Below are 19,759 nucleotides of genomic sequence, written 5' to 3'. Positions count from 1 at the left end.
TCACATCCCTATGACGCGGGTCTGCGCGGCCACTGCCATCAGCGGCGTGCCGGTGGGCGCGCAAAGGGCCTGGCTGCTCATCAGCAGCACCGGCTGGCCGGTGGCGAACACGCGGGTGGCCGCCACGATCCATTGCGCCGTCACGCAAGGCCCGTTGCCCTGCGGCGGCGAGAACGCGCAGCCGGCCACCAGGTAGGGCGCGGCCTGCGTGGTCACCGGCTGGCCCGAGACCAGCACGCGCGGCACCGGCGCGCTGGGCGTGGCCTGGCCGCCATGCATGCACATGACGGTGGCGCCGAGGTGGAGGAGCGGGCCGGACATCGTGGGGTGCCCTAGACGATGGTGAGCGCGCCGGCGTTGACCGTGACCGTGGGACCGGTCATCACGATGGACGCGCCCTTGCCGTTCTGGATGTAGATGCCGGTGTCGTTGACGATCAGCGTCGCACCGGTCGCGCTCTTGAGCATGATCCCGCCGCTGGGCCCGGGCAGGTCGCTGATCGTCAGGCCGTTCTGCAGCGGTGTCTGCAAGGTGATGGCCTGCACCGCGGGCGGCGTGAGCCGCGCCAGCGCCGGCACCTCGGCCGCGCTGCCCCAGAAGCAGCCGACCCAGATCGGGTGATCGATCTCGCCCTGCTCGTACTCGATCCACACGCCCGAGCCGATCAGCGGCAGCGCGAACATGCCGTTCTGGATGCCGGCCACCGGCACGCAGGGCATGGCCCAGGTCGAGGGCATCACGCCGCCGACGTCGGGCACCTGCACCATCAAGCGGCCCATCTGCATCGGGTCGATGTTGTTGAGCACCATGCCGCGGTACTTGCCGTAGAACTTCTCGGGCACTTCGCATTGCTCCTCAGACGGGGACCTTGGGGGTGATCGAAACGAGGCCGTTTCGCGTGAGCTCGAAGCGCTGCTTGAACTCGCCGCGCTTGAGCGTGCTGGTGACGCTGTTGACGTAGTACAGCCCGTCGTAGGCAATGCCCACGCCGCGCACGCCGACCAGCCCGCGCGCCTTCAGCGGGCGGCCGTAGCGCACCACGTCCAGCGAGCCGGTGCCGGTCACTGAGTCCTGCGACTTGGCGGCGCGCGCGAGGCCGGCCGAGATCGCCTTCATCGGGCTCTTCTTGGCCGTGTCCTTCATGAACTCAATGTTGGAGAGCGACGTGGGCAGCGCACCCAGCGGCGGCTGCAGCGGGTTGATGTTGGGAATGGGGATCGGGATCGGAACGCGCGTGAGCTGGTTCTGGATGAACACGACGGGCAGCACGCCCTTCTCGGGGTCGAAGCTGAAGCTGAGCGACTCGACGTTGGTGAGCGCGTCCATGTCCACGTTCAGCGCCGGCTGCGGCACGCCGATCTTCAGCTCGGGTCCGAAGTAGGCGATGTTGGTGCCCGGCGTCGGGCCCGGCTCCACGTAGAACACATAGCCCACCTCGTGCGCCAGCTCCTTGATGTAGGCCAGGTCGGTGCCCTGCTGCGCGGGGATCTTGTCGACCGGGATCTGCACGTCCGGGAACAGCACCGGGATGATCATCGGGATGAGGCCGAAGGGCGCGTACTTGGCGCACAGCAGCGCCACGCGGCCCTCCACCGGCACGGCGGGGAAGGGCAGGCCGCTCCAGTCCTGCTTGTTCATCACCCGCGTCACGTCCTCGCCGGTCACGACCAGGCTGCCGGGATGGCCCGGGCTGCCGGGCTGCAGCTGCACATCGGTCATCACGCCGTCGAACAGCGGTTGCGGCTGGCCGTTGAGCGTGACGATCAGCAGCACGCGCAGGGCCGGTGTGACGGGCGTCGAGTTGACGCCGGCCAGCAGGAAGATGGTGTTCAGCTCGGAACGCGCCGTGATCGAGAAGTTGAGCCGAAAGCCGCTCGCGCTGCCGCTGGCGGTGCGCACCTCCACGCTTTCGAGCGCGTCGATCACCGCGCGCGGCACCGGGATCGGCACGATCGGGCCGATCATCAAGGTGAGCTGGATGCCCTTAGCGAACATCTCCGGCTCCGCCCGGCGCGGGAACGCCTTCGGGCAAGGTGATGGCCAGCAGGCGGCCGACCTCGGCCACCAGCGCCTCGGGCAGCATCGCGCCGTTGGCGTCGGCCAGGCGCCAGTTCGGCTCGGCCGCGCCCAGGTGCTGCGCCGAGAGGTTGTCGAGCCGGTCGCCGGCCACCACCGTGACGGTCGCCAGGCGCGCGAAGTTCTCCGGCGGCGGCAGGAAGCGGCGCGTGACGAACACCACCTCGCGGCCATCGGGCAGGGTGGTCTGCGCCAGCGGCAGGCCGTGATGGCGGCTGTCCGGCGCGAAGGCGGGCTGCGCAAGGCCGTTCGCCTGCATGAAGGCCTGGATCGGATCGGTCATTACGAGATCCCTCCGATGCCGAGCGTGGCGAAGCTCACCGGCTGCGCCTTGGCGGCGAGCTTCTCCTTGCCCTGCAGATAGGTCATGAACAAGGCCCCGCCCTTGGACGAGAAGCCCAGGTCGTCCACCGACAGCACGCGCAGGCTGAACGAGACCTTGGCGCGGATCGGGTTGAGCGCGGGGTCGAAGGCTTCCTCGGTGATCGAGAAGTCGGCCAGCTTCACCGGCACGATGCGGCTCTTGCCCCAGACGAAGAGCACCAGCGGCGCGAGCATGGGCGCGATCTCCAGCGTGCCGGAGCTGGCCTGGCTGTCCACCCGCTGCAACTGCGCCGAGCCCGGCGACAGCAGCGACTCCAGCACCGCGAGCTGGGGCGCGATGCCATGGGCGACGGTGTTGGCGCTCTGGTCCGGGAACTCGAGCTGGTCGGTCGCATCGATGTCGGCGTCGAAGCTGATGGTCTCCACCGGCGGGCCCTTGAAGCGCGTGGGCTCGGCGCGCTCGGCACCGGCGCCGCCGGTGGTCTGGGCCTGCAGCTTGCGGGTCAGCGAGTCGGCGTTGTATTGCAGCGAGATCACGCGCTGCACCTGGGCCGACTCGGGGTCGATCAGCACCAGGCCACCCTTGATGAGCTTGGGGGAGTTGGGGAAGGTCGACATGACAAGTCTCCCGCTCAGGTGACCCCATCGCCCAGGTAGCGCGACGCATTGACGTAGAGCCCGCTGAACAGGTCGGCGAAGGGTTCCTGGAAGCTCTGCCGGTCTTCGGCGATCGCGTCGAACTTCTCGCGGCTGACGCACACCTCCAGCACCGGGCCGGCGCCGGCCAGGGTCATGGCGTGCAGCCGCAAGGCCTTGGCGTCCGCCTGCTTCAGGTGGAACTCGACCGGGCCGAAGGGATACAGCTCCTGCAGGTAGTCGCGCGTCAGCACGAGCTTCAGGCATTCGAGCCCGCAATCGTCGATGCCCTCGCGATGCGCAAGCAGCTTGTCGGCCAACTGCGCGCGTCCGAAACACAGGCGCCGCTTCACGCGAAGCGCCTGATCGCGAATCGCAGGTGGCGGCCGCTCGATGAACTCGCGCTGGAAGATCGCATCGGCCTCCTTTTCGAGCGCCGCGAACCGGTCGCGCTCCGAGCGGTCGCGTTGCACGATCCAGAGGCCACCGGGCAGGTCGCTGAAAAGCAGCGGCGTATCCAGCACTTCGCTCGCGCCGCAGTTGAGGCAGGACCATTGGCCCCAGGCGCCGTCGATGATGCGGTCGGCCGCCTCCGTGATGCGCGCACCGTTGACGCTGACGAACAGCTTCTCCTGCTGGCTCGCGCCGCAGGCAGGGCAAGTCACGGCCTGGACGATGCAACGGCTCATGGAAGGTCCGCGTAGCCTTTGAGCACCGGGTGCGCCCCCGCGCCCAGGCGCAGCCCCAGATAGGAAAGTTCGTCGCGTCCGGCCGCTTCGCACAACCAGCGCAGGCGTTCCTCGGCCTGTGCGGCGCTGCGGCCGTCGAGCAGCCCCGCAGCGACCAGGGGCGCGACATCGGGGTAGTCGATCTTCAGCGAGCCGTCGCCGCCGTCTTCGGACTGTGCAAGCGAAACGAAGAGGGTCTGCTCTCGATGGCGCGGCGCCAGCCTGTCGCGGTACGCCAGCCATCGCGTGACCGCGGGCGAGTCGCCGACGAAGCGTTGCACGCAGCGCTGCAGGCGGTGGTCTGCCGCCGCATACGAATCGGGCGTGAGGTACTGGGAGAAATAGAACTTGTACTGGAGCGGCGCGTCGGCCCGGGTGGTGAACGCGACGAAATGAACCGTGTCCTTGCCCAGCAGCGCGCCCAGTTCGCGAAAGTCCTGCAGCCGCAGGCAGGTGCCGGTGAAGGCCGCCAGCAGCTTCAGCGCATCGTGCACCCGCGGTCGGCGCCGGTAATAGACAGCGACCTGCCGTTCGGTCTTTGCCGCGCGCTGCCACTCGAGTTTCAGGAACACGCGCTTGTGCTCGAAGGCCTCGGCGAGCGTGGCGTGAAAGCGCCTGGACTCTTCGGGCATGCCCCAGTCGTCCAGCAGGGCAGCGACGCGACGCGTGAACCCGGCCCCTTCACCGCGCACGAGCACGCCGGCCACTGGCGCCTCGGCCGAGGCGATGAACTCGCCGTAGGCGTCCAGCTCTGGCCCGATCGCATCGCCGAGGGCATCCACATCGGCGAGCGCGCCCGGCACCACCGCCGCCAACACGTCGCGCAGTGCGCCGATGCGGCCGCCTGCGCTCAGGTCTGCACCGCCGTATGCACCGTGCCGTCGAAGAACTGCTTCCAATTTGGCACTCCTTTGAGCTTGTCGCCGCGCGTGGGTCCGGTGCCTTCCTCGTAATAGGCCTCGTACATGTCGGCGAAGAATTCCGGGTGGCCGAACAGCTGGTAGTCGGTCAATCGCTTGTCCTGCACCACCGCGTTGTAGACATAAAACTCGTGGTAGTAGGCGCTCCAGCTGTAGTAGCGGGCGCCGATCTTCTTGATGCTGCCGGGGGCGTTCCAGACCTTGTCCTTCCGGCCGGCCAGGCCCTTGGCCGCCTCGATCATCGGGACGTCGTCGTTCCAGTACTTCCGGATCGCGTGATTGGCCGGCGTGCCGTCGCGCAGGCCGGCGCTGCCGTCGGTTGTGATGTACGCATCGAGATGCGTCCTGATCGCCCCTTGGTCGGCCACCGGCACCACGCTCCCATCCTTGCGCGCCCACGGGCTCGCCATCGCCGTCTCCCAGGTTGCCGAGGAGTTGCTCCAGCGCCAGCCATTCACCGCGTTCTGCTTGAAGGTCGTCGTGGTGCCGGCAAGGAAGGAATCCATCGCATGGCCGACCTCGTGGCGCGTCAGCCCGGCGATGTCGCCGAACTCTTCCCCGACGAGGATGGTGCCGCGGCTCGCGTCCCAGAAGCCCATGTGCGGCTTCAGGGCGTCGAGCTCGAAGGCGGCCACCTCGCCGGCCTGAATGCCCGGCACCATCTGGGCCGGTCGCACGACGTGGCCGGGCGGCAGCTGCTGCAGCGAGCGATGCACGTTCCGGATCTGGTTGACGGTCCAGTTCGGCACCTTGCCGGTTGCGGACTTGCGGGTGCGAAGGTCGAGGTTCCAGCGCGCCTCGAAGGCGGCCTCGACGCGCGTGACCAGGTTGTCGTTCTCGATGAAGGTGTTGATGTCCGACACCGTCGCGGGCGCCATCAGGTGCCCGCGTTGCAGAAAGCCGATGACGCCGGTCGCGACATTGACGCCCAGGTTGGTGAGGTACTTGCACGCCTGCGGAATGGCGTCGGGAAACAGCACCAGCACATGGAAGGTCGACTCCCAGCTGATCGACGGCTCCTTCGCGTATTTCTCGGCGACGATCGCGAGCGCCTGGCCCAGGTCGTCGTCGGACAGCTCGTCGCGCAGCGTCAGCAGGATCGTCGTCGTTTCGATCTGGCGCTTGAGCTCCGTGGCGGCGGTGTCGCGCAGCGCATCGAAGATCGCGTCCTCGTCGGTCCCCCAGCCTTCCGATGCGGCGTTGATCTTGGACTCGGCGGCCGCGCCGAGCAGGCGCAGGACGCGGCTCCAGTCGCTGCGGCTGAGATCGTCGTAAAGGTCCTGCATCAGCAGCGGGTCGGCCAGCACCGCGGTTTTCTCGTCCGGCGTCGCCGCCTGGAGCCGCGTGAAGATGGCTTCTTCATCGGTGCCCCATCCGGCGACTGCCTTGCTCAGGTCGTCCTTGATCGTGCGATACACCATGCCGGGTTCCGCCACGCCCACGTTCGCCGGCGCCAGGCCGGCGACGACTCGCCTGGCGTTGGTCGCCGCGGCGTGCTCGGCCGGGCTGTCGGGCGAACTGAGCCGAACGCTGCCGCCGGCCCAGGTGCCGCCCGGTTGCTGCGCCACGTGCGCGAGCTCGTGGGCCAGCAACTCGCTGCCGTGGCGGGTGTTGGGCTGATAGCGCCCGGCGCCGAACACGATGTCGCTGCCCGCGGTATAGGCCTTGGCGTTGAGCGCGTCGGCGGATGCGGCCGCCCGGGCGCCAGCGTGCACACGCACGCTGGCGAAGTCGTGGCCGAAGCGTTGCTCGAAGAAGCTTCTTGTTTCCTTGTCCAGCGGCTTGGCGGGCGCGCGCAAGCCTTGTTCGATCGCGCCGGACGCGTCGGCCTTGGCGGCAAGCTCGCGATCGCCAGCGCGGCGCGCCGGGGCGCTGCTGCCTTCGGCGGGACTCTTCTGGCCCGGGATGGCTGCCTTGCGCTCGCTCATGATGCGCCCCGCTCGTTGATGAGTTCGCTGCCGATCGCCCGTGCCGCGTTCACGCCGAGCTCATGGGGGCTCGTGCTGGTGGGCAAGGCCGGATTCGCAGCGCGCAGGACCGGTGCGCCGACGATGCGCGACAGCTGCTGCGCGACCTCGGGCGCACTCAACAGCCGGTTCAGCTCTTCGCGCAGCGCGCCGGCCACGGTGTGCCCGTCCTTGGCGCTCAGGCCGTTGAGGACCAGACGCTCGATCTCGATGTGCACCTGTGTCATACCCATCCCCCGGTTTCCGCATTCGCGATCGCGCGCTCGTGCTTCGATGCATCGAGGTGCGCCGCGCGCAGCAACTGCGCCATGCCGATCGGCGTGCCCGCTTGCGCCGCCAGGAACGCAGCCGACAGCGCGATGTTGCGGATCGTCCCGCCAGGCACATCGAGCCGCGCGAGCTTCGCGTAGTCGATGCCCTCGAGCGGCGCGGCGCGCGGGAACACCGCGCGCCAGATGCCTTCGCGCTGCGCCTGGTCCGGGAACGGGAAGTGCACGACGAAGCGCAGCCTTCGCTGGAAGGCGCTGTCCAGCGCGGTCTTGTGGTTGGTGGTCAGGATCGCCAGCCCGCCATAGCTTTCCATGCGCTGCAGCAGGTAGCCGACCTCGATGTTGGCGTAGCGGTCGTGGCTGTCCTTCACCTCGCTGCGCTTGCCGAAGAGCGCATCGGCCTCGTCGAAGAGAAGGATCGCGCCGCTCTGCTCGGCCGCGTCGAAGACCTTGCGCAGGTTCTTCTCGGTCTCGCCGATGTACTTGCTGACCACGGCCGACAGGTCGATGCGGTAGAGCACCAGGTCCAGCTCGGCTGCGATGACTTCGGCCGCCAGCGTCTTGCCGGTGCCGCTGTCGCCCCAGAACAGCGTCGCGGTTCCCAGCCCGCGCGCGCCCTGGGCCGCGAAGCCCCAATCGTGATGCACCGTGATCCGGTGGCGCGCATGGGCCGCGATCTGGCGCAGCACGGCCAGCTGGGCCTCGGGCAGCACCAGATCGGACCAGCGCGCGCGCGTGTCGATGCGCTGCGCGAGCCCCGGCATGCCATGGGCCGGGCCGCGGCATGCGTCGTGCAGCAAGGAGCGATCGGCGGATGCGTCCTGGCCCTGCGCCTGCGCGGCGATCTGTTTGATGCGGCGCGCGCCCAGGCGGTAGTGCGTGGCGAGCGTGCCGAGGGTCGGTGCCAGCGCCGCGCCACGGCCGCCCACCGCCTCCTGCCAGAGCTGCAGGCGCTCCGGCGCTTCGGGTGCGGCCACCGCCTGGCGAAGCTGCGGCAGGTTGCCCAGTGACAGGCCTTCTCCACTGACGAAGACCAGGCCGCCCAGGCGCGCGACCAGGCGGGTCATCGCGGCCTGCGTCTCGCGCTCCTCGCAGTGGATCAGCAGGCCGCAGCCGAGCAGCGCGGCCTCGCGGGCCCACAGCGCGGCAAAGGCGGCCTGCTCGGTGGCGGCGGTCGGCACGTCGGCCGCGTGCAGGCGGTACAGCCCCACACCCAAGGCCTGCGCCACCGCGGCGGCCACGTCGTGCAGGCCGGCCGCATCGTCGCCGTCGAGCACGACGGCGGGGAAGGGGCCGCGGGTACCGTGCAGCCAAGCCACCAGTCGGGCGACGGCGGCCTTCTGGTCCCGGCCCATGGCGCCGGCAGGTGCCTGCGGGCGCAGCAGCGGCTGCAGCCGATGGTCGAGCGCGTTCAGCCCGGCGATGAAATGCAGCACGCGCTCCTCGAGGCGCAGCCTGGCGCTGGCGAGGCCCGCGTTGTCATCCACCTCCAGCAAGCGCCAGCGGCGCAGCGGCTCGGTCGGCGCCAGGGCGCTCCAGTGCGGCTGCGGCAACACGGCCAGCGCCAGGCTGAAGCTGGCCCAGGGCCGGTGCGAAGGGCCGCCGGCCTGCGCGCACAGGCCGGCGATGCGTGCATCCATCTCGACGCCGGCCACCAGCAGCACAAGATCGCGCTCGAAGGCGCTGAGCTCGAACAGCGCGGCCAGCCTGTCGATGGCGGCCGGCGCGGGCATGGTTGCGCGCTGCGCGTCGACCGCACCTTGCGCCTCGGCCGCGTCGCCTGTGCCGCGCGTGTCGCCAGTGCCGTCTCCCAGCAGCATGGCCAGCCGCGCGAACTCCGCCACCAGCCGCCGCTGGTTGGCATCGCTCCAGGCGAGCATGCGGTCGGGCGCGTTCATGTGATCTCCAGCGTGCGGTCCAGGAAGCGCGGCAGCTCCGGCGGCTCGAAGTCCATGTCGATGATGGGACTGTCGATGTCGTCGATGCGCAGCCGCACCGGGTGCACGCCCAAGGGCGCCGCGGGAATCACGAAGACCAGCGAGTTCGCCGTCGCGCCCGCCGTCTCCGGCAGTACCTGCGTGCCGCCCACCACCAGCACCGCGCGCTGGCCTGCGCGCAGGTCGGGCGTGAACTGGATCGTGACGGTGGCCGAGAGGTTGCCCGCGCGCGCGACGGACTGCGGCAGGTTGGTGATGCGCGGCGCCAGCGTGAGAAGCAGGGTGTTGGTCTCGTGCAGCCGGTCTTCGCCCTGGGCGTCGGGCCGGGTCAGGCGTGCGCTGGTGCGGTACACGCCGACAGGCAGTGCGGCCTCTTGGCCGGCGAGCGAGAAGGCGGCCACGGTCGCGGCCGGGCGGTCGGCCGCGGCGGCGAGCACCGGCAGCATGCGCACGATGTCGAAGCGGTCGTTGCGCAACCAGGCTTCGCGCTGCGTGCCGTCGAGCAGGCTGCCCTGCAGGGCCACGGTGTCGCCGATGGCTGCCACGGGCTGGCGCAAGGGGAAGACGGCTTGCACCAGCACCGGAACGCTGGGCAGCAGGCTGGGCTGCACGGCGATGCCGGCCTCGCGCCCGGTGGCCTCGTCGATGGGGCCGCGCGTGAGCACCGGCAGCGGCGAGCGCGCCGGCCGCTGGGCTTGGATCAGCACCACCGAGGCGCTGTAGGCCATGCTGGGGCGCAGGTTGCTCTGGGTGGCGGTCCAGAGGTTGGACATCTCCTCGGTGTTCAGGTGCTGCGGCGTGACCTTGATGAGCTCGACCTGCTCGGCCAGCCCCGCGTCGGCCAGCGCACGCAGCGCCGGCGGCAGGGTGGCGCCGGTCGCGGGCGACGGATTGAGCGCCGTGCGGATGGCCTCGCGGGAGAGGACCGGCATCTCGTGCAGCAGCTGCATGGCATAGCCCAGCAGGATCTCGGCATGCAGATCGGCCGCGCTGTAGGCCGACAGCAGGTAGTGCAGGTCCAGCGCGAGCGGCGGATTGGTGAGCCGCGCGCGGCCCGCCGTGTCGCGCGAGGGCAGGGCCTCGTTGCGCCAGCCGGTGTTGGGCGTCACGCTGTACAGGAAGAGGTTGAGCTGCGAGGCCTCGGTGCCGCCGACGGGCACCACGCGGTCGGGGGCCAGCACGCTCACCGTGACGCTGGCGCCGAGCACCCCGCTGACGTTGCGGTTCACCAGCCCGTCGTTGAGCAGGTCGCGCAGCACCGCGCTGACACCGGCGATGGCCAGTGCCGTGCTCACGGCTTGCTCCTGGCGGCCAGGTAGGCGTCCAGCGACACCAGCGGCGCATGCTCGCGCGCTCGGGCCTTGGGCCGCGGCGCCTCGTGCACGGCGGTCACGTCGATGCGGCCGATGTGGATGTGGACCTCGGTGTCGGCGCCGGGGCCGGACGGCGCCGCCATCTGCACCGCGGCTGGCGCACGGGGCTGGGCCTGCGATGGCGCACCGGCCTGCAACGCGCCCTGTGCCTGCAGCGGCATCAGCGGCGCGGGGTCTCCGCGCGGCGCGGCGGGCGATGGCTTCGGCCCGGCGGACGCGTCGGTTCGCGCGTGGATCGAAGCGGCCACGGCCTGCGTGGCGGCGACGAAGCGGGCGGCAGGTGCGGTTGCGGGCGTGGCGACCGGCGCACGCGACGACGCTGCCGGCCGCATCGCGGGCGGCTGCGTCGTCGCGTCGTCCACCGGCGCGGCGGGCGGTGTGCGTGGCGGCTGCACCGGCCTGCGCTCGATGGCGTCCGTCGTCGGCGTTGGCGCCGCGGCCCGCGGCGGGTCGACGTGGCGATCGGGCGGCGCGGCCTCCTGCGGGTGGCGCACCGACGCGGGGCTTCCTGGCGCGGCCGTCGCCATGGGCAGCGCCACGTCTTGCACCTGCTCCACCGGCGCCGGATGAAAGGGCAGGCGCGCATCGGTGCGCACCGTCCAGGCACTGCCGGTGGCGCGCGCCGCCAGGCGCTGCAACAGGCCTGTCATGGGGGCCCCGTCATCGCGAGGTAGCTCGCGCGCCGCGCGGGCGTCAGCGCCAGGATCTGCGCCTCGCTCCAGCCGTAGGCGCTGGCCAGCAGGTGCACCTCGCGCAGCAGCCGCAGGGCCTGCGCCTCGAGCTCGTCCCACATCAGCTGGCCGGCGTCGAGCTGCACGAGGTCGGCGTGGCCGCAGGCCACGCACTGCAGGGCCAGCGCGAGGTCGGCGAGCGGGTCGAGCGCATCCAGCCCTTGCTCCACGGCCTGCAGCGCCGCGTCGTCCAGTTGCGACGCATCGCCGGCCAGGGTGCAGTGCGTCAGCAGCGCGCGCGCCGCATCCGCTTCGTGGGCCACGGCGGCCAGGTCGCGCAGGGTGGGGGCGCGCACATGCAGGCCGGCGACCTCGATGCCGCGTGTCGATCCGGGCGCATCGTGTTCGCAGGCCGCGCCGAGCAGCTCGTGCACATCCAATGCCAGCGCCAGGCGTTCCCCGCAAGCGGGGCAATCGGCGTGGCCGTCGATGCGCGGGCCGAAGCAGGCCATGCGCAGTTGCAGCAGGCTGGCGTTGATGGCGCCCAGCGGCAGGTCGGCGATGTCCTCGGCCGGCCAGTCGGGCCGGGCCGCGGCCGCCAGCAGCGCGCTGCGGTCCAGCGCATGGCGGGCGGCGCCGCGCTCCCACAGCGACAACATCTCGGAGCCGGGCAGTGCGCGCATCGCCACCCCCTGAACCTGGCCTTTCAGACGGGCTCGTTGAAGGTGGGCTCGGCCGGCTCGACCACGTCGTAGTCGCGCTCCCAGCCCTCGTTCTCGAGCTTGAGGGTCTGGATCGCGACGGCGTTCGCGTTGGCATCCAGATCCGGCAGCGCCTGGTACTCCGAGACCCAGCAGCGGAACACCTTGTAGGCGATGGCGAGCTGGCCGGCCTCGTTGTAGACCTCGATGATGATGTCCTTGCGGAAGTTCGAGAGCGACACCTCGGCACCGAGGCCGGAGCCGAAGTTCCAGACCTTGTTGGCCCAGCGCTCGAACTCCACGTCGTGGGTCACGCCGCGCTCCAGCGTGAGGGCCTCGAACTTGGTGCGGCCCGGCGACTTGCGCGTGGAGGAAGGGTCGCCGCCCTCGCGGTGCTCCACCGGCTCGGTGCTGCGCTTGAGCGCGCCCACCTTGGAGATGCCGGCCACGTAGCGGCCGTCCCACTTCACGCGGAATTTGAAGCTCTTGTAGGGGTCGAAGCGGGTGGCGTTGACGCTGAACTGTGCCATGACGTTCTTCCTCGATCAGGTGGGGATCTGGCCGGCCATTTGCTGGATCTTGATGACGACGAACTCGGCCGGCTTGAGCGGCGCGAACCCGACGATCACGTTCAACACGCCCAGGTTGATGTCGGCCTGCGTCGTGGTCTGGCTGTCGCACTTGACGAAGTAGGCGTCGCGCGCCGACGCGCCCTGGAAAGCGCCCTGGCGGAACAGGCCCTGCATGAAGGCGCCGAGGTTCAGCCGCACCTGCGCCCACAGCGGCTCGTCGTTGGGCTCGAAGACCGCCCACTGCGTGCCGCGGTACAGGCTTTCCTCGAGGAACAGCGCGAGCCGGCGGACCGGCACGTACTTGTATTCGTCGGCGCTGGCGTCGGCGCCGCGCAGCGTGCGCGCGCCCCACACGACGCGGCCGTTGACGCCCATGGAGCGCAGGCAGTTGATGCCCAGGGGATTGAGCTGGCCGTTCTGCAGGTCGGTCAGGTTGATCTGCAGGTCCTGCACGCCGCTGAGCCCGGCGTCGAGCCCGGCAGGCGCTTTCCAGACGCCGCGCGCGACGTCGGTGCGCGCCATGATGCCGGCCACGGCGCCGCTGGGCATGAAGGTGTCGACGCGGTTGTCGCGCAGCGGGTCGACCATGCGCAGGCACGGGAAGTACAGCGCCGCGTTGCGCGGCGCCGTGCCGCTGAAGCCCAGCGCGGTGCGGCCGGTTTGCGCGCTGGTCACCGCGGTCGCCGCGGTGGCGCCCCAGGCGGGATCCGGGTCGACGATCAGCATCGCGCGGCGTTCCACGCACAGCGCGAGCGCGTCCTGCCAGACGTTGGCCGGCACCGGTGTGTAGGTGGACGGCAGGGAAGCGGTGTCACGCGCCAAGGGCGGGATCACCAGCAGGTTGAACAGATCGACATTGGCCAGCGCGTGGATGCCGCTGCGGTTCAAGGGGCTGCCCAGCACGTCGGCGGCGCGCAGCGGCGGCCCGTCTTCACCGCCGGACGCTGGCACCCAGTTGGGCGTGGGGCTCGGGCGCGCTGCAGGCACCGTGCCCAGCGCTCGCACCAGGGTGGATTCGCGCTCCAGCACCAGCGGCAGATAACGCGGGTTGCTGGCCGTCGTGGAAACCGAGCCGATCGTCTCGAACACGAACTCGTCGCGGTCAGCCCGCGGCTGGAAGCGCAGGAGCAGGTTGAATCGCGTGGTGTCGGTCCCCGCCAGGCTGTCGGTCTCGTAGTCGACCTTGGCCGAGAGGCGATTTCCCCAGCCACCCACGCTGGCAGCCGTGAGCGTCAGGCCCGTGGGCAGCGTGAGGGTGGCGGCCGCAGCGGGAGCGGGAGCGGGAGCGGGAGCGGGGGCGGGGGCTGGCGCCGGTGCGGGTGCTGGCGCCGGTGCGGGTGCCGGCGGCGGCGGCGGCGCCACCGTACCGACGACCCGCACCACCAGCGCCAATGCGCCGCCATTGAGATAGAAATCGCGCACGGCATAGGACAGGGGGCAGTCCACGGCCAAGCCACCGAACCGGCGCTCGTAGTCCGCGAAGCTGGTCAGCATCACCGGTTCGTTGGTGGGGCCGGAAGCCGCCCGTCCGATGAAGGCCGTGATCGAGGTGGCCACGCCCGTCAGGGTGCGAACCCCGCTGGGCACTTCTTCCACGTAGACGCCTGGGTAACTCAGGGCACTGGGCATACTTCCCCCAATTCATCAGTTGACGATCAGGAGCCTGGGGGCTCCACCTGCATTCCCCGGCGGCGCACGGAAAGTGCGGTGCGGTACACCGCGAGACCGTCCACGCCCAAGGCACACTCCATCTCCCCGCTGGCGACCAGTGCGTCCAGCGCCGCGGCGACCACCTCGCGAGAGTTCACCGCCGTGCGCGGCAGGGGCCACCAGGCCGCGATGCCTTCCACCGTGTCGCAGGCGAGCGGGTACACGTGCAGATAGCGGCGCAGGGCCGCCATCACATCTGTCACAGCATCGGCCGGCGCGCCGGGCATGGTGGGAAGACCGCGGAGTCATGACCGGCCTGCCTTGCAGATGGCGTGCCACCGCTCGAACGTTGTTAAGTGCTTGATTTCATTGGGCTCACGCGTTTCGCGCGAAGCTGCCCCGTGCGATGGATGACACGGCGCCTGCGAGGGCCGCGGCTACTTGTTCGCAGAAGCCATGCGCGCTGGCGGCCTGCGTGCCGCAACAGACACGGGGTGTGTGACCGACGACACGGCCCGGCTAGATGCTGCCGAGCTCGCGTGCCTTGACGCCGTACTTCTTGGCCAGCCGGCTCAGCGACGCGCGCTCGATGCCGGTCAGGCGCGCGGCGGCGCTGATGTTGCCGGCCGTGCGCGCGAGCCAGTCCTCGACAAAGCGCCGCTCGGCCTGGACGACGGCCGCGCGCCTGGCTTCGCGCAGCGACTGCGACGGTGTGACTGGCGCCTGCGTCGTGTCGGCCTGCACGAGCTCCGGCACACATCGCTGCAGCTCGGCCACGCCGACCTCGCACCCCTGGCAGACCACGTGCGCCTTGAGCAGCACGTTCTCCAGCTGGCGGACATTGCCGGGCCAGTCGTAGCCACGCAGCAGCGCGAGCCCGGCGGGCCCGATGCGTCGCACCACGCCATCGGTCTGACGGGCCGCCTTGGCGAGCAGGTGGGGCACCAGCAGGTCCAGGTCGTCCAGGCGCTCGCGCAAGGGCGGCAGGTTGACGTGGAAGGCGTCGAGGCGATAGAGCAGGTCGTCGCGGAATCCTCGGGCCGCCGCGCGCTCGTGCAGGTTGGTGTTGGTCGCTGCGACGATGCGCACGTCCGCGTGATGCAGCTGGTTGCCTCCCAGCGCGCGGTAGCTCGAATCCTGCAGGAAGCGCAGCAGCGCGCCCTGGCCGCGTGGCGACAGGGCCTCCATTTCGTCGAGAAAGAGCGTGCCGCCCTCGGCCATGCGGACCAGGCCCTCGCGGGCCTGACTGGCATCGGTGAAGGCGCCGCGTGTGTGGCCGAACAGCTCGCTTTCGACCAGCGTGTCGGGCAGCGTCGCGCAGTTGACCGGAATGAAGGGCCGATGCCGACGCTGCGCCTGGTAGTGGACGGCACGCGCAACCAGCTCCTTGCCGGTACCGGTTTCACCCGAGATCAGAAGGGGTGCGCTCCACGCGGCATACAGCTGCACCAGCGCCATCGCTTCGCGAAAGCATGCGCTGCGGCCGACCAGGTTCTGAGCCAACATCGTGCTGTCGAAGTCGCGCTCTTCCATGGCAGAAGGGATGGCTTCGGTCTGCGAGCAGGAAGAACTGTTGGTGCGCATTCTTCGGTCCCTTTGCTCTGTTTGCAGCCGCGCATCATGCGCCAGCCCGTCGAATTGAACATCCGTCGAACGAGGTATTGGCAGTGCGCCGGGGCGCGCGCTGTCTTGAATCCTCAGGAATGAGGATTCCGGCGCGCGCGAGGACTTCTAAGCTGCCCGCGTTGCATCTGATGTTGCGGAGGGTGTATGCCAGTCGTCCACTTTGGCGCGAAGAACGAACCCAGCGTCAAGCTCGAGACCTCGAACGACCTGATCGTGGTGCGCACGCGAAGCGGTCGATCGCTCGCCCGCTCCGCGGGCCCGGTCGCTGCACCGCAGACGGCCGAGCTGCGGGACGCCACGCTGGTGGCCGCCTATCCGGAGGCGCAGGTCGAGTCTATCGTGTTCCCACGGGGAAGTCGCAGCGCAGCCTTGACGAGCGCAAGGTGGCCTTGCGCGCAGTGCCCGATGTGCGCTTTGCCGGGGGCGTGCTCGTCGAACCCGGCAGCCCCGAGCCGGTTCTCTACACCGAGAACCTGTTCGTCAAGTTCATCGACACGGCCGATCCGGACAACTGCCTCGAAGTGCTGCGTGAAGCGGGCTTGAGCATCAAGCAGACGGTGGAGTACGCGACCAATGCCTACTTCGTGTCGGCGCCCGAGGGCACGGGACAGAAAGTCTTCGAGATCGCTCAGAAGCTGCTCGCGCGCGATGACGTGGAGTATTGCCACCCCGAGATCATCCGCCGGCGCGCATCGAAGGCGATCGCGCCTCAGCAGTGGCACCTGGCCAAGACCACGCTCGCTGGCGTGGCGATCGATGCGCATGCCAACGTCGCGGCGGCGCACGAGATCTCGCAGGGCGAGGGCATCACCATCGCCGTCATCGATGACGGGGTGGACATCGACCATGTCGAGTTCGCCGGGCCCGGCAAGCAGGTCGCTCCGCGTGACGCGACCGACCTGACCGACGATCCGCGGCCCCAGGATACGTTTGGCACCGGTCCCGAGAATGGGGACAACCACGGCACGGCCTGCGCGGGCGTGGCCTGCGCCAACGGCGCCGCCGGGGCATCGGGCGTGGCGCCCAAGGCGCGCCTGATGCCGATTCGGCTTGCCTCGGGCCTGGGCTCTCAGCGCGAGGGCGATGCCTTCAAGTGGGCCGCCGACCATGGCGCGGATGTCATCTCATGCAGCTGGGGCCCGCCCGACGGCGATTGGTGGGACCTGAGCGATGCGCGCCACAACCACAAGGTGCCCTTGCCCGCCAACACGCGATTGGCGCTGGACTACGTGACCACGCAGGGCCGCGGCGGCAAAGGGTGTGTGGTGCTGTTCGCTGCCGGCAACGGCAACGAGTCGGTGGACAACGACGGCTATGCAAGCGCCGAGAAAGTCATTGCGGTGGCTGCCTGCAACGATCGGGGCAAGCGAAGCGTCTACAGCGACTTCGGCAAGGCGGTCTGGTGCGCGTTTCCAAGCAACGACTTCGGTCACGCCCCGTTCAGTCAACAGCAGCCGCTGACCACGGGCATCTGGACGACGGACCGGCAGGGCAGTGCCGGCTACAACACGGGCAAGCTCGCGGATGGCGATGCGGCGGGCACGTTCACCAACAGCTTCGGCGGAACATCGAGCGCCTGCCCTGGTGCGGCCGGCGTCGCGGCCCTGGTGTTTTCGGTCAACCCCGCACTCAACTGGCGAGACGTCAAGGACCTGCTCAGGCGCGCTTGCGACCGCATCGATCCCGGCGACGGCGCCTACGACCCGCAGGGCCACAGCGACAAGTACGGACACGGCCGGCTGAATGCACGAACGGCCGTCGAGCTGGCGCGACCTGCGCCGCGCAGCGAGCTGGTGGTCAGCCGTCGCTTCGATGCGCCGATCCCCGATCTGCAGACGGTGTCGTTTGCGCTCGATGTGCTGGATGCGACGCCGGTGGCCTCGCTCACGGTGTCCATCGATCTGACGCACAGCTTCATCGGCGACCTCGTGCTCACGCTGAAGGCGCCCGCGGGCAGCGGCATGGCCGATGTGGTGCTGCACAAGCGTCAAGGCGGCTCGGCCAAATCGATCCGACGCGCTTTCGACGCTGCCAGCGCCCCGAACCTTGCCCGCGCCGCCGGGAAGTCGTGCCGTGGAACCTGGACGCTCACGATCGCGGACGCTGCGGCGCAAGACGCGGGCACTTTGATCTCGTTCGGATTGACCTTCGCTTTCCCGCCGCCGGTGCGCGCCGTTGGGGGCCAGGGCGCGGTGGGCCCTGCGGTGAAGGCGGTGAAGCCTGCGGGCACGGTGAAAGCCGTCAAACCCGTCAGGACAGGAAAAGGCGCGAAGGGGCAGCCGCGCGGAACGCGCAGGCGTGTTGCCGAGACGGCCTAGCCCAGGCTAAAGGTCTGCTCGAACCGACGCCGACAGATCCTGTGGCACCACCACCTTGACCGAGTAGAAGCCGTTGCCCTCGAAGTAGCCCTTCTCGGCGCAACGCGCCGAGCGCCCGCCACGAAGGAAATGCCAAGGCCGGATTCGCCCTTCGGTCTGACGCGGACCACGCGGGTTTCACCCGGCGCCAGGGTGGCCGCGACCGCCTGCGAGAAGCCCGAACCCGTGATGTTCACGTCGTGCAGCGGCATCGACGAATGGTTGGTGATCGCTATGGGCGTAACCTCGTCACCTGCTGCCGCACTTGCAACATTGCGAAGAACATCATGTACCCCTTCCCGCACCCCCCATCAAGGCGTTGCATTACATTTGTGATACAGTAACTCCATGAAGTCCTCAACCCTGCCTGTAGTCCGCGTTGAGCCCGAGCTGCGCACTCAACTCGAGGCCGTGCTCAGAGAAAACGAAACGATCAGCACCTTCGTGGCGGACGCGGTCCGACAGGCGGTTGATTTTCGGCGTGTGGAAGCTGACTTTCATGCCCGTGGCGATGCCGCTTGGCGGCAGTACCAGCGCGACGGAATATCCCGCCCAGCGAATGAGGTCTTCGATCGGCTTCAGGACCGAATCAACGCGCGGCGCAGGAGCTTGCAAGGCCGCGACTTGTGATGGACCTGTTCGGAGTCGACATGACTCCGTCAGCCGAAGAAGACCTATGGCGCCTCTTCGATTTTCTCGTTGATCGGGCGCAGACGCTGGAAGACCTAGAACATGCCCAGCGGGTCTTGGATGAACTCCGAAGCAACATCATGACGAGGCTCTCGGAGAATCCTTGGGCCTATCGCAAAGCCGGCGACCGACGTCGAACCACCCGCCGGGAATTGATCGTGGGAATCGGCGCATCAGGCTACGTCGCACTCTATGAGATCCTTCCCGGAAAGACCGTCAAAGTCCTGGCCGTCCGACATCAGCGCGAGGAAGACTATCACTGACCTGCCCGCGAAGAAGGCTTTAACCAACAATTGACTGATCCGGCAACGCCAGATCGACAAAGACTGATGCACAAAAGCGAGCACTGCGGTCAGGATTCGGCTGCGATTTTCGTAGGGGCGGGTTATCGCAGGGCTGCGCAAGTAGGGGTAATCGTGCTTTCGATGAAAATTGATACGGGTAGGTCAAGAAAATCGACACGGGACAACCACTTACCGGCCTGCGTCTCTGCGCAAAGGCGCACCGTCGCAAGTCGTTGACTTAAATAGAGAAGTTTCGGGCGACCGTATCAATCCGCACGATAAGTACGATCACCGCGTTTACGTCGTTGTCACCGAAGAGAGTTTGCAAAAGGCGCCGAGTCCATACATACACGATAAGGACGAGTACCCCCTAAGGAGCTTCTTGAGAGCCTTGACGCACGGACGTGGCCCGCGGCTACGCTGATCGCCGCGCTGCCGCAGTCAATTCGAGACTACGGGCACGTTAAGGCTGCTCAGGCGGCTGCGGCATCGGTCGCGCGACAGAGGTAGCTCGCCGAATTGAATACGGTTCAGATGCCAGTGGCGCATCGGCTGGTTATCTTCTCCAGCGTCTCGATGAGCGTATTTGGTCCGTGACGCTTGGAGGGGGTCTGATCGGAACCGCTGGCGAATCGCCTCGACGTCACCGGTGCCGAGCTGGAAGAACTGCTGGAGGTCGAAGTCTGTCAGGCGACCGGGCAGGGCTTCCAGACCGACGAAACGATAGACATAGGTGGACATGACCGACCAAAGCAGGCTGTCGGCGGACTGTACATCGCCGTCGTTGGCCGCCCTGGGGAAGCGCTCCAGACGATGCGCCGACGTCTCGAAACCCGCGCCAGCAAAGGCTCTCGGAGCAAAGCGTATCTTTTTACTGTGATGGACCCGGCGCCACCCCGATAGGAAACTGAGCGGTTCATCAACCGTTCTTGCATTGGAGGTCTGCGATGGACATCGACATTCTGGGCATTGACTTGG

21 protein-coding genes are annotated in these 19,759 nt (G+C 68.9%); 3 read left to right on the top strand and 18 right to left on the bottom strand.

Annotated elements, in window-relative coordinates; translation table 11 throughout:
• The 17 genes from QTH97_RS30450 to QTH97_RS30370 form a co-directional block, all read right to left on the bottom strand.
• Positions 1-321, bottom strand: a complete 321-nt coding sequence (locus QTH97_RS30450) for a hypothetical protein (protein ID WP_286572331.1) — start codon at positions 319-321, stop codon at positions 1-3.
• Between the two features lie 11 nt (positions 322-332).
• Positions 333-842: a phage baseplate assembly protein V gene (locus tag QTH97_RS30445; protein WP_286572329.1), complete on the bottom strand. Its 510-nt coding sequence runs from the start codon at positions 840-842 to the stop codon at positions 333-335.
• A gap of 13 nt (positions 843-855) precedes the next feature.
• Positions 856-1,995: a hypothetical protein gene (locus tag QTH97_RS30440; RefSeq protein ID WP_286572328.1), complete on the bottom strand. Its 1,140-nt coding sequence runs from the start codon at positions 1,993-1,995 to the stop codon at positions 856-858.
• The gene (locus QTH97_RS30435) at positions 1,985-2,359 is read right to left on the bottom strand and encodes a LysM domain-containing protein (protein ID WP_286572327.1); all 375 of its coding nucleotides are present in this window, start codon (positions 2,357-2,359) and stop codon (positions 1,985-1,987) included. The genes QTH97_RS30440 and QTH97_RS30435 overlap by 11 nt, the downstream gene beginning before the upstream one ends.
• Positions 2,359-3,018: a CIS tube protein gene (locus QTH97_RS30430; protein WP_286572326.1), complete on the bottom strand. Its 660-nt coding sequence runs from the start codon at positions 3,016-3,018 to the stop codon at positions 2,359-2,361. The genes QTH97_RS30435 and QTH97_RS30430 overlap by 1 nt, the downstream gene beginning before the upstream one ends.
• A gap of 14 nt (positions 3,019-3,032) precedes the next feature.
• Positions 3,033-3,725, bottom strand: coding sequence for a CpXC domain-containing protein (locus tag QTH97_RS30425; protein ID WP_286572325.1), 693 nt, complete (start codon positions 3,723-3,725; stop codon positions 3,033-3,035).
• On the bottom strand, positions 3,722-4,663 hold the full coding sequence (locus tag QTH97_RS30420) for a hypothetical protein (RefSeq protein WP_286572324.1): 942 nt from the start codon (positions 4,661-4,663) through the stop codon (positions 3,722-3,724). Before QTH97_RS30420 ends, QTH97_RS30425 begins: the two co-directional genes overlap by 4 nt.
• Entirely contained in the window at positions 4,615-6,612 is a 1,998-nt protein-coding gene (locus QTH97_RS30415) for an eCIS core domain-containing protein (protein ID WP_286572323.1), read from the bottom strand. Before QTH97_RS30415 ends, QTH97_RS30420 begins: the two co-directional genes overlap by 49 nt.
• A complete protein-coding gene (locus QTH97_RS30410) occupies positions 6,609-6,884 on the bottom strand; it encodes a hypothetical protein (RefSeq protein ID WP_286572322.1) in 276 nt (91 codons plus the stop codon). The genes QTH97_RS30415 and QTH97_RS30410 overlap by 4 nt, the downstream gene beginning before the upstream one ends.
• The gene (locus QTH97_RS30405; protein WP_286572321.1) at positions 6,875-8,818 is read right to left on the bottom strand and encodes an ATP-binding protein; all 1,944 of its coding nucleotides are present in this window, start codon (positions 8,816-8,818) and stop codon (positions 6,875-6,877) included. The genes QTH97_RS30410 and QTH97_RS30405 overlap by 10 nt, the downstream gene beginning before the upstream one ends.
• Entirely contained in the window at positions 8,815-10,152 is a 1,338-nt protein-coding gene (locus QTH97_RS30400) for a Pvc16 family protein (RefSeq protein WP_286572320.1), read from the bottom strand. The genes QTH97_RS30405 and QTH97_RS30400 overlap by 4 nt, the downstream gene beginning before the upstream one ends.
• Positions 10,149-10,880 carry a hypothetical protein gene (locus QTH97_RS30395; RefSeq protein ID WP_286572319.1) on the bottom strand — a complete coding sequence of 244 codons (732 nt, stop codon included), beginning with the start codon at positions 10,878-10,880 and terminating at the stop codon, positions 10,149-10,151. The genes QTH97_RS30400 and QTH97_RS30395 overlap by 4 nt, the downstream gene beginning before the upstream one ends.
• Positions 10,877-11,584, bottom strand: coding sequence for a hypothetical protein (locus QTH97_RS30390; protein ID WP_286572318.1), 708 nt, complete (start codon positions 11,582-11,584; stop codon positions 10,877-10,879). Before QTH97_RS30390 ends, QTH97_RS30395 begins: the two co-directional genes overlap by 4 nt.
• A 23-nt stretch (positions 11,585-11,607) precedes the next feature.
• The gene (locus tag QTH97_RS30385; RefSeq protein WP_286572317.1) at positions 11,608-12,132 is read right to left on the bottom strand and encodes a phage tail protein; all 525 of its coding nucleotides are present in this window, start codon (positions 12,130-12,132) and stop codon (positions 11,608-11,610) included.
• A 15-nt stretch (positions 12,133-12,147) separates the two neighbouring features.
• Positions 12,148-13,803, bottom strand: coding sequence for a phage tail sheath family protein (locus tag QTH97_RS30380; RefSeq protein ID WP_286572316.1), 1,656 nt, complete (start codon positions 13,801-13,803; stop codon positions 12,148-12,150).
• A gap of 26 nt (positions 13,804-13,829) precedes the next feature.
• Entirely contained in the window at positions 13,830-14,087 is a 258-nt protein-coding gene (locus tag QTH97_RS30375) for a hypothetical protein (RefSeq protein ID WP_286572315.1), read from the bottom strand.
• A gap of 256 nt (positions 14,088-14,343) precedes the next feature.
• Positions 14,344-15,408, bottom strand: a complete 1,065-nt coding sequence (locus QTH97_RS30370) for a sigma 54-interacting transcriptional regulator (protein ID WP_286572314.1) — start codon at positions 15,406-15,408, stop codon at positions 14,344-14,346.
• A gap of 425 nt (positions 15,409-15,833) precedes the next feature.
• Here QTH97_RS30370 and QTH97_RS30365 point away from each other — a divergent pair, with 425 nt between their 5' ends.
• From QTH97_RS30365 to QTH97_RS30355, 3 genes are all read left to right on the top strand, one after another.
• Positions 15,834-17,768 carry a S8 family serine peptidase gene (locus QTH97_RS30365; RefSeq protein ID WP_286572313.1) on the top strand — a complete coding sequence of 645 codons (1,935 nt, stop codon included), beginning with the start codon at positions 15,834-15,836 and terminating at the stop codon, positions 17,766-17,768.
• A gap of 387 nt (positions 17,769-18,155) precedes the next feature.
• On the top strand, positions 18,156-18,437 hold the full coding sequence (locus QTH97_RS37075) for a YlcI/YnfO family protein (RefSeq protein WP_353655677.1): 282 nt from the start codon (positions 18,156-18,158) through the stop codon (positions 18,435-18,437).
• A 20-nt stretch (positions 18,438-18,457) separates the two neighbouring features.
• Positions 18,458-18,760 (top strand): type II toxin-antitoxin system RelE/ParE family toxin, encoded by a 303-nt coding sequence (locus QTH97_RS30355; protein WP_286572311.1) that lies wholly within the window; start codon positions 18,458-18,460, stop codon positions 18,758-18,760.
• Between the two features lie 462 nt (positions 18,761-19,222).
• On the opposite strand, the gene QTH97_RS30350 is transcribed toward QTH97_RS30355, so the two are convergent.
• A partial coding sequence (locus tag QTH97_RS30350) for a hypothetical protein (protein WP_286572310.1) occupies positions 19,223-19,759 on the bottom strand: 537 nt, incomplete at its 5' end.

The organism is Variovorax gracilis, assembly GCF_030317115.1.
Lineage (GTDB): Bacteria > Pseudomonadota > Gammaproteobacteria > Burkholderiales > Burkholderiaceae_C > Variovorax > Variovorax gracilis.
Note: the sequence above shows the minus strand (reverse complement) of the source record. Positions and strands in the feature narration are given on the sequence as shown.

Excerpts from the sequence above, each read along its gene's own strand:
- QTH97_RS37075 (WP_353655677.1), top strand. The coding sequence starts at position 18,156 with ATGAAGTCCTCAACCCTGCCTGTAGTCCGCGTTGAGCCCGAGCTGCGC.
- QTH97_RS30395 (WP_286572319.1), bottom strand. The coding sequence starts at position 10,880 with ATGACAGGCCTGTTGCAGCGCCTGGCGGCGCGCGCCACCGGCAGTGCC.
- QTH97_RS30355 (WP_286572311.1), top strand. The coding sequence starts at position 18,458 with ATGACTCCGTCAGCCGAAGAAGACCTATGGCGCCTCTTCGATTTTCTC.
- QTH97_RS30370 (WP_286572314.1), bottom strand. The coding sequence starts at position 15,408 with ATGCGCACCAACAGTTCTTCCTGCTCGCAGACCGAAGCCATCCCTTCT.
- QTH97_RS30415 (WP_286572323.1), bottom strand. The coding sequence starts at position 6,612 with ATGAGCGAGCGCAAGGCAGCCATCCCGGGCCAGAAGAGTCCCGCCGAA.
- QTH97_RS30385 (WP_286572317.1), bottom strand. The coding sequence starts at position 12,132 with ATGGCACAGTTCAGCGTCAACGCCACCCGCTTCGACCCCTACAAGAGC.
- QTH97_RS30390 (WP_286572318.1), bottom strand. The coding sequence starts at position 11,584 with ATGCGCGCACTGCCCGGCTCCGAGATGTTGTCGCTGTGGGAGCGCGGC.
- QTH97_RS30430 (WP_286572326.1), bottom strand. The coding sequence starts at position 3,018 with ATGTCGACCTTCCCCAACTCCCCCAAGCTCATCAAGGGTGGCCTGGTG.
- QTH97_RS30435 (WP_286572327.1), bottom strand. The coding sequence starts at position 2,359 with ATGACCGATCCGATCCAGGCCTTCATGCAGGCGAACGGCCTTGCGCAG.
- QTH97_RS30440 (WP_286572328.1), bottom strand. The coding sequence starts at position 1,995 with ATGTTCGCTAAGGGCATCCAGCTCACCTTGATGATCGGCCCGATCGTG.
- QTH97_RS30405 (WP_286572321.1), bottom strand. The coding sequence starts at position 8,818 with ATGAACGCGCCCGACCGCATGCTCGCCTGGAGCGATGCCAACCAGCGG.
- QTH97_RS30380 (WP_286572316.1), bottom strand. The coding sequence starts at position 13,803 with ATGCCCAGTGCCCTGAGTTACCCAGGCGTCTACGTGGAAGAAGTGCCC.
- QTH97_RS30425 (WP_286572325.1), bottom strand. The coding sequence starts at position 3,725 with ATGAGCCGTTGCATCGTCCAGGCCGTGACTTGCCCTGCCTGCGGCGCG.
- QTH97_RS30450 (WP_286572331.1), bottom strand. The coding sequence starts at position 321 with ATGTCCGGCCCGCTCCTCCACCTCGGCGCCACCGTCATGTGCATGCAT.
- QTH97_RS30410 (WP_286572322.1), bottom strand. The coding sequence starts at position 6,884 with ATGGGTATGACACAGGTGCACATCGAGATCGAGCGTCTGGTCCTCAAC.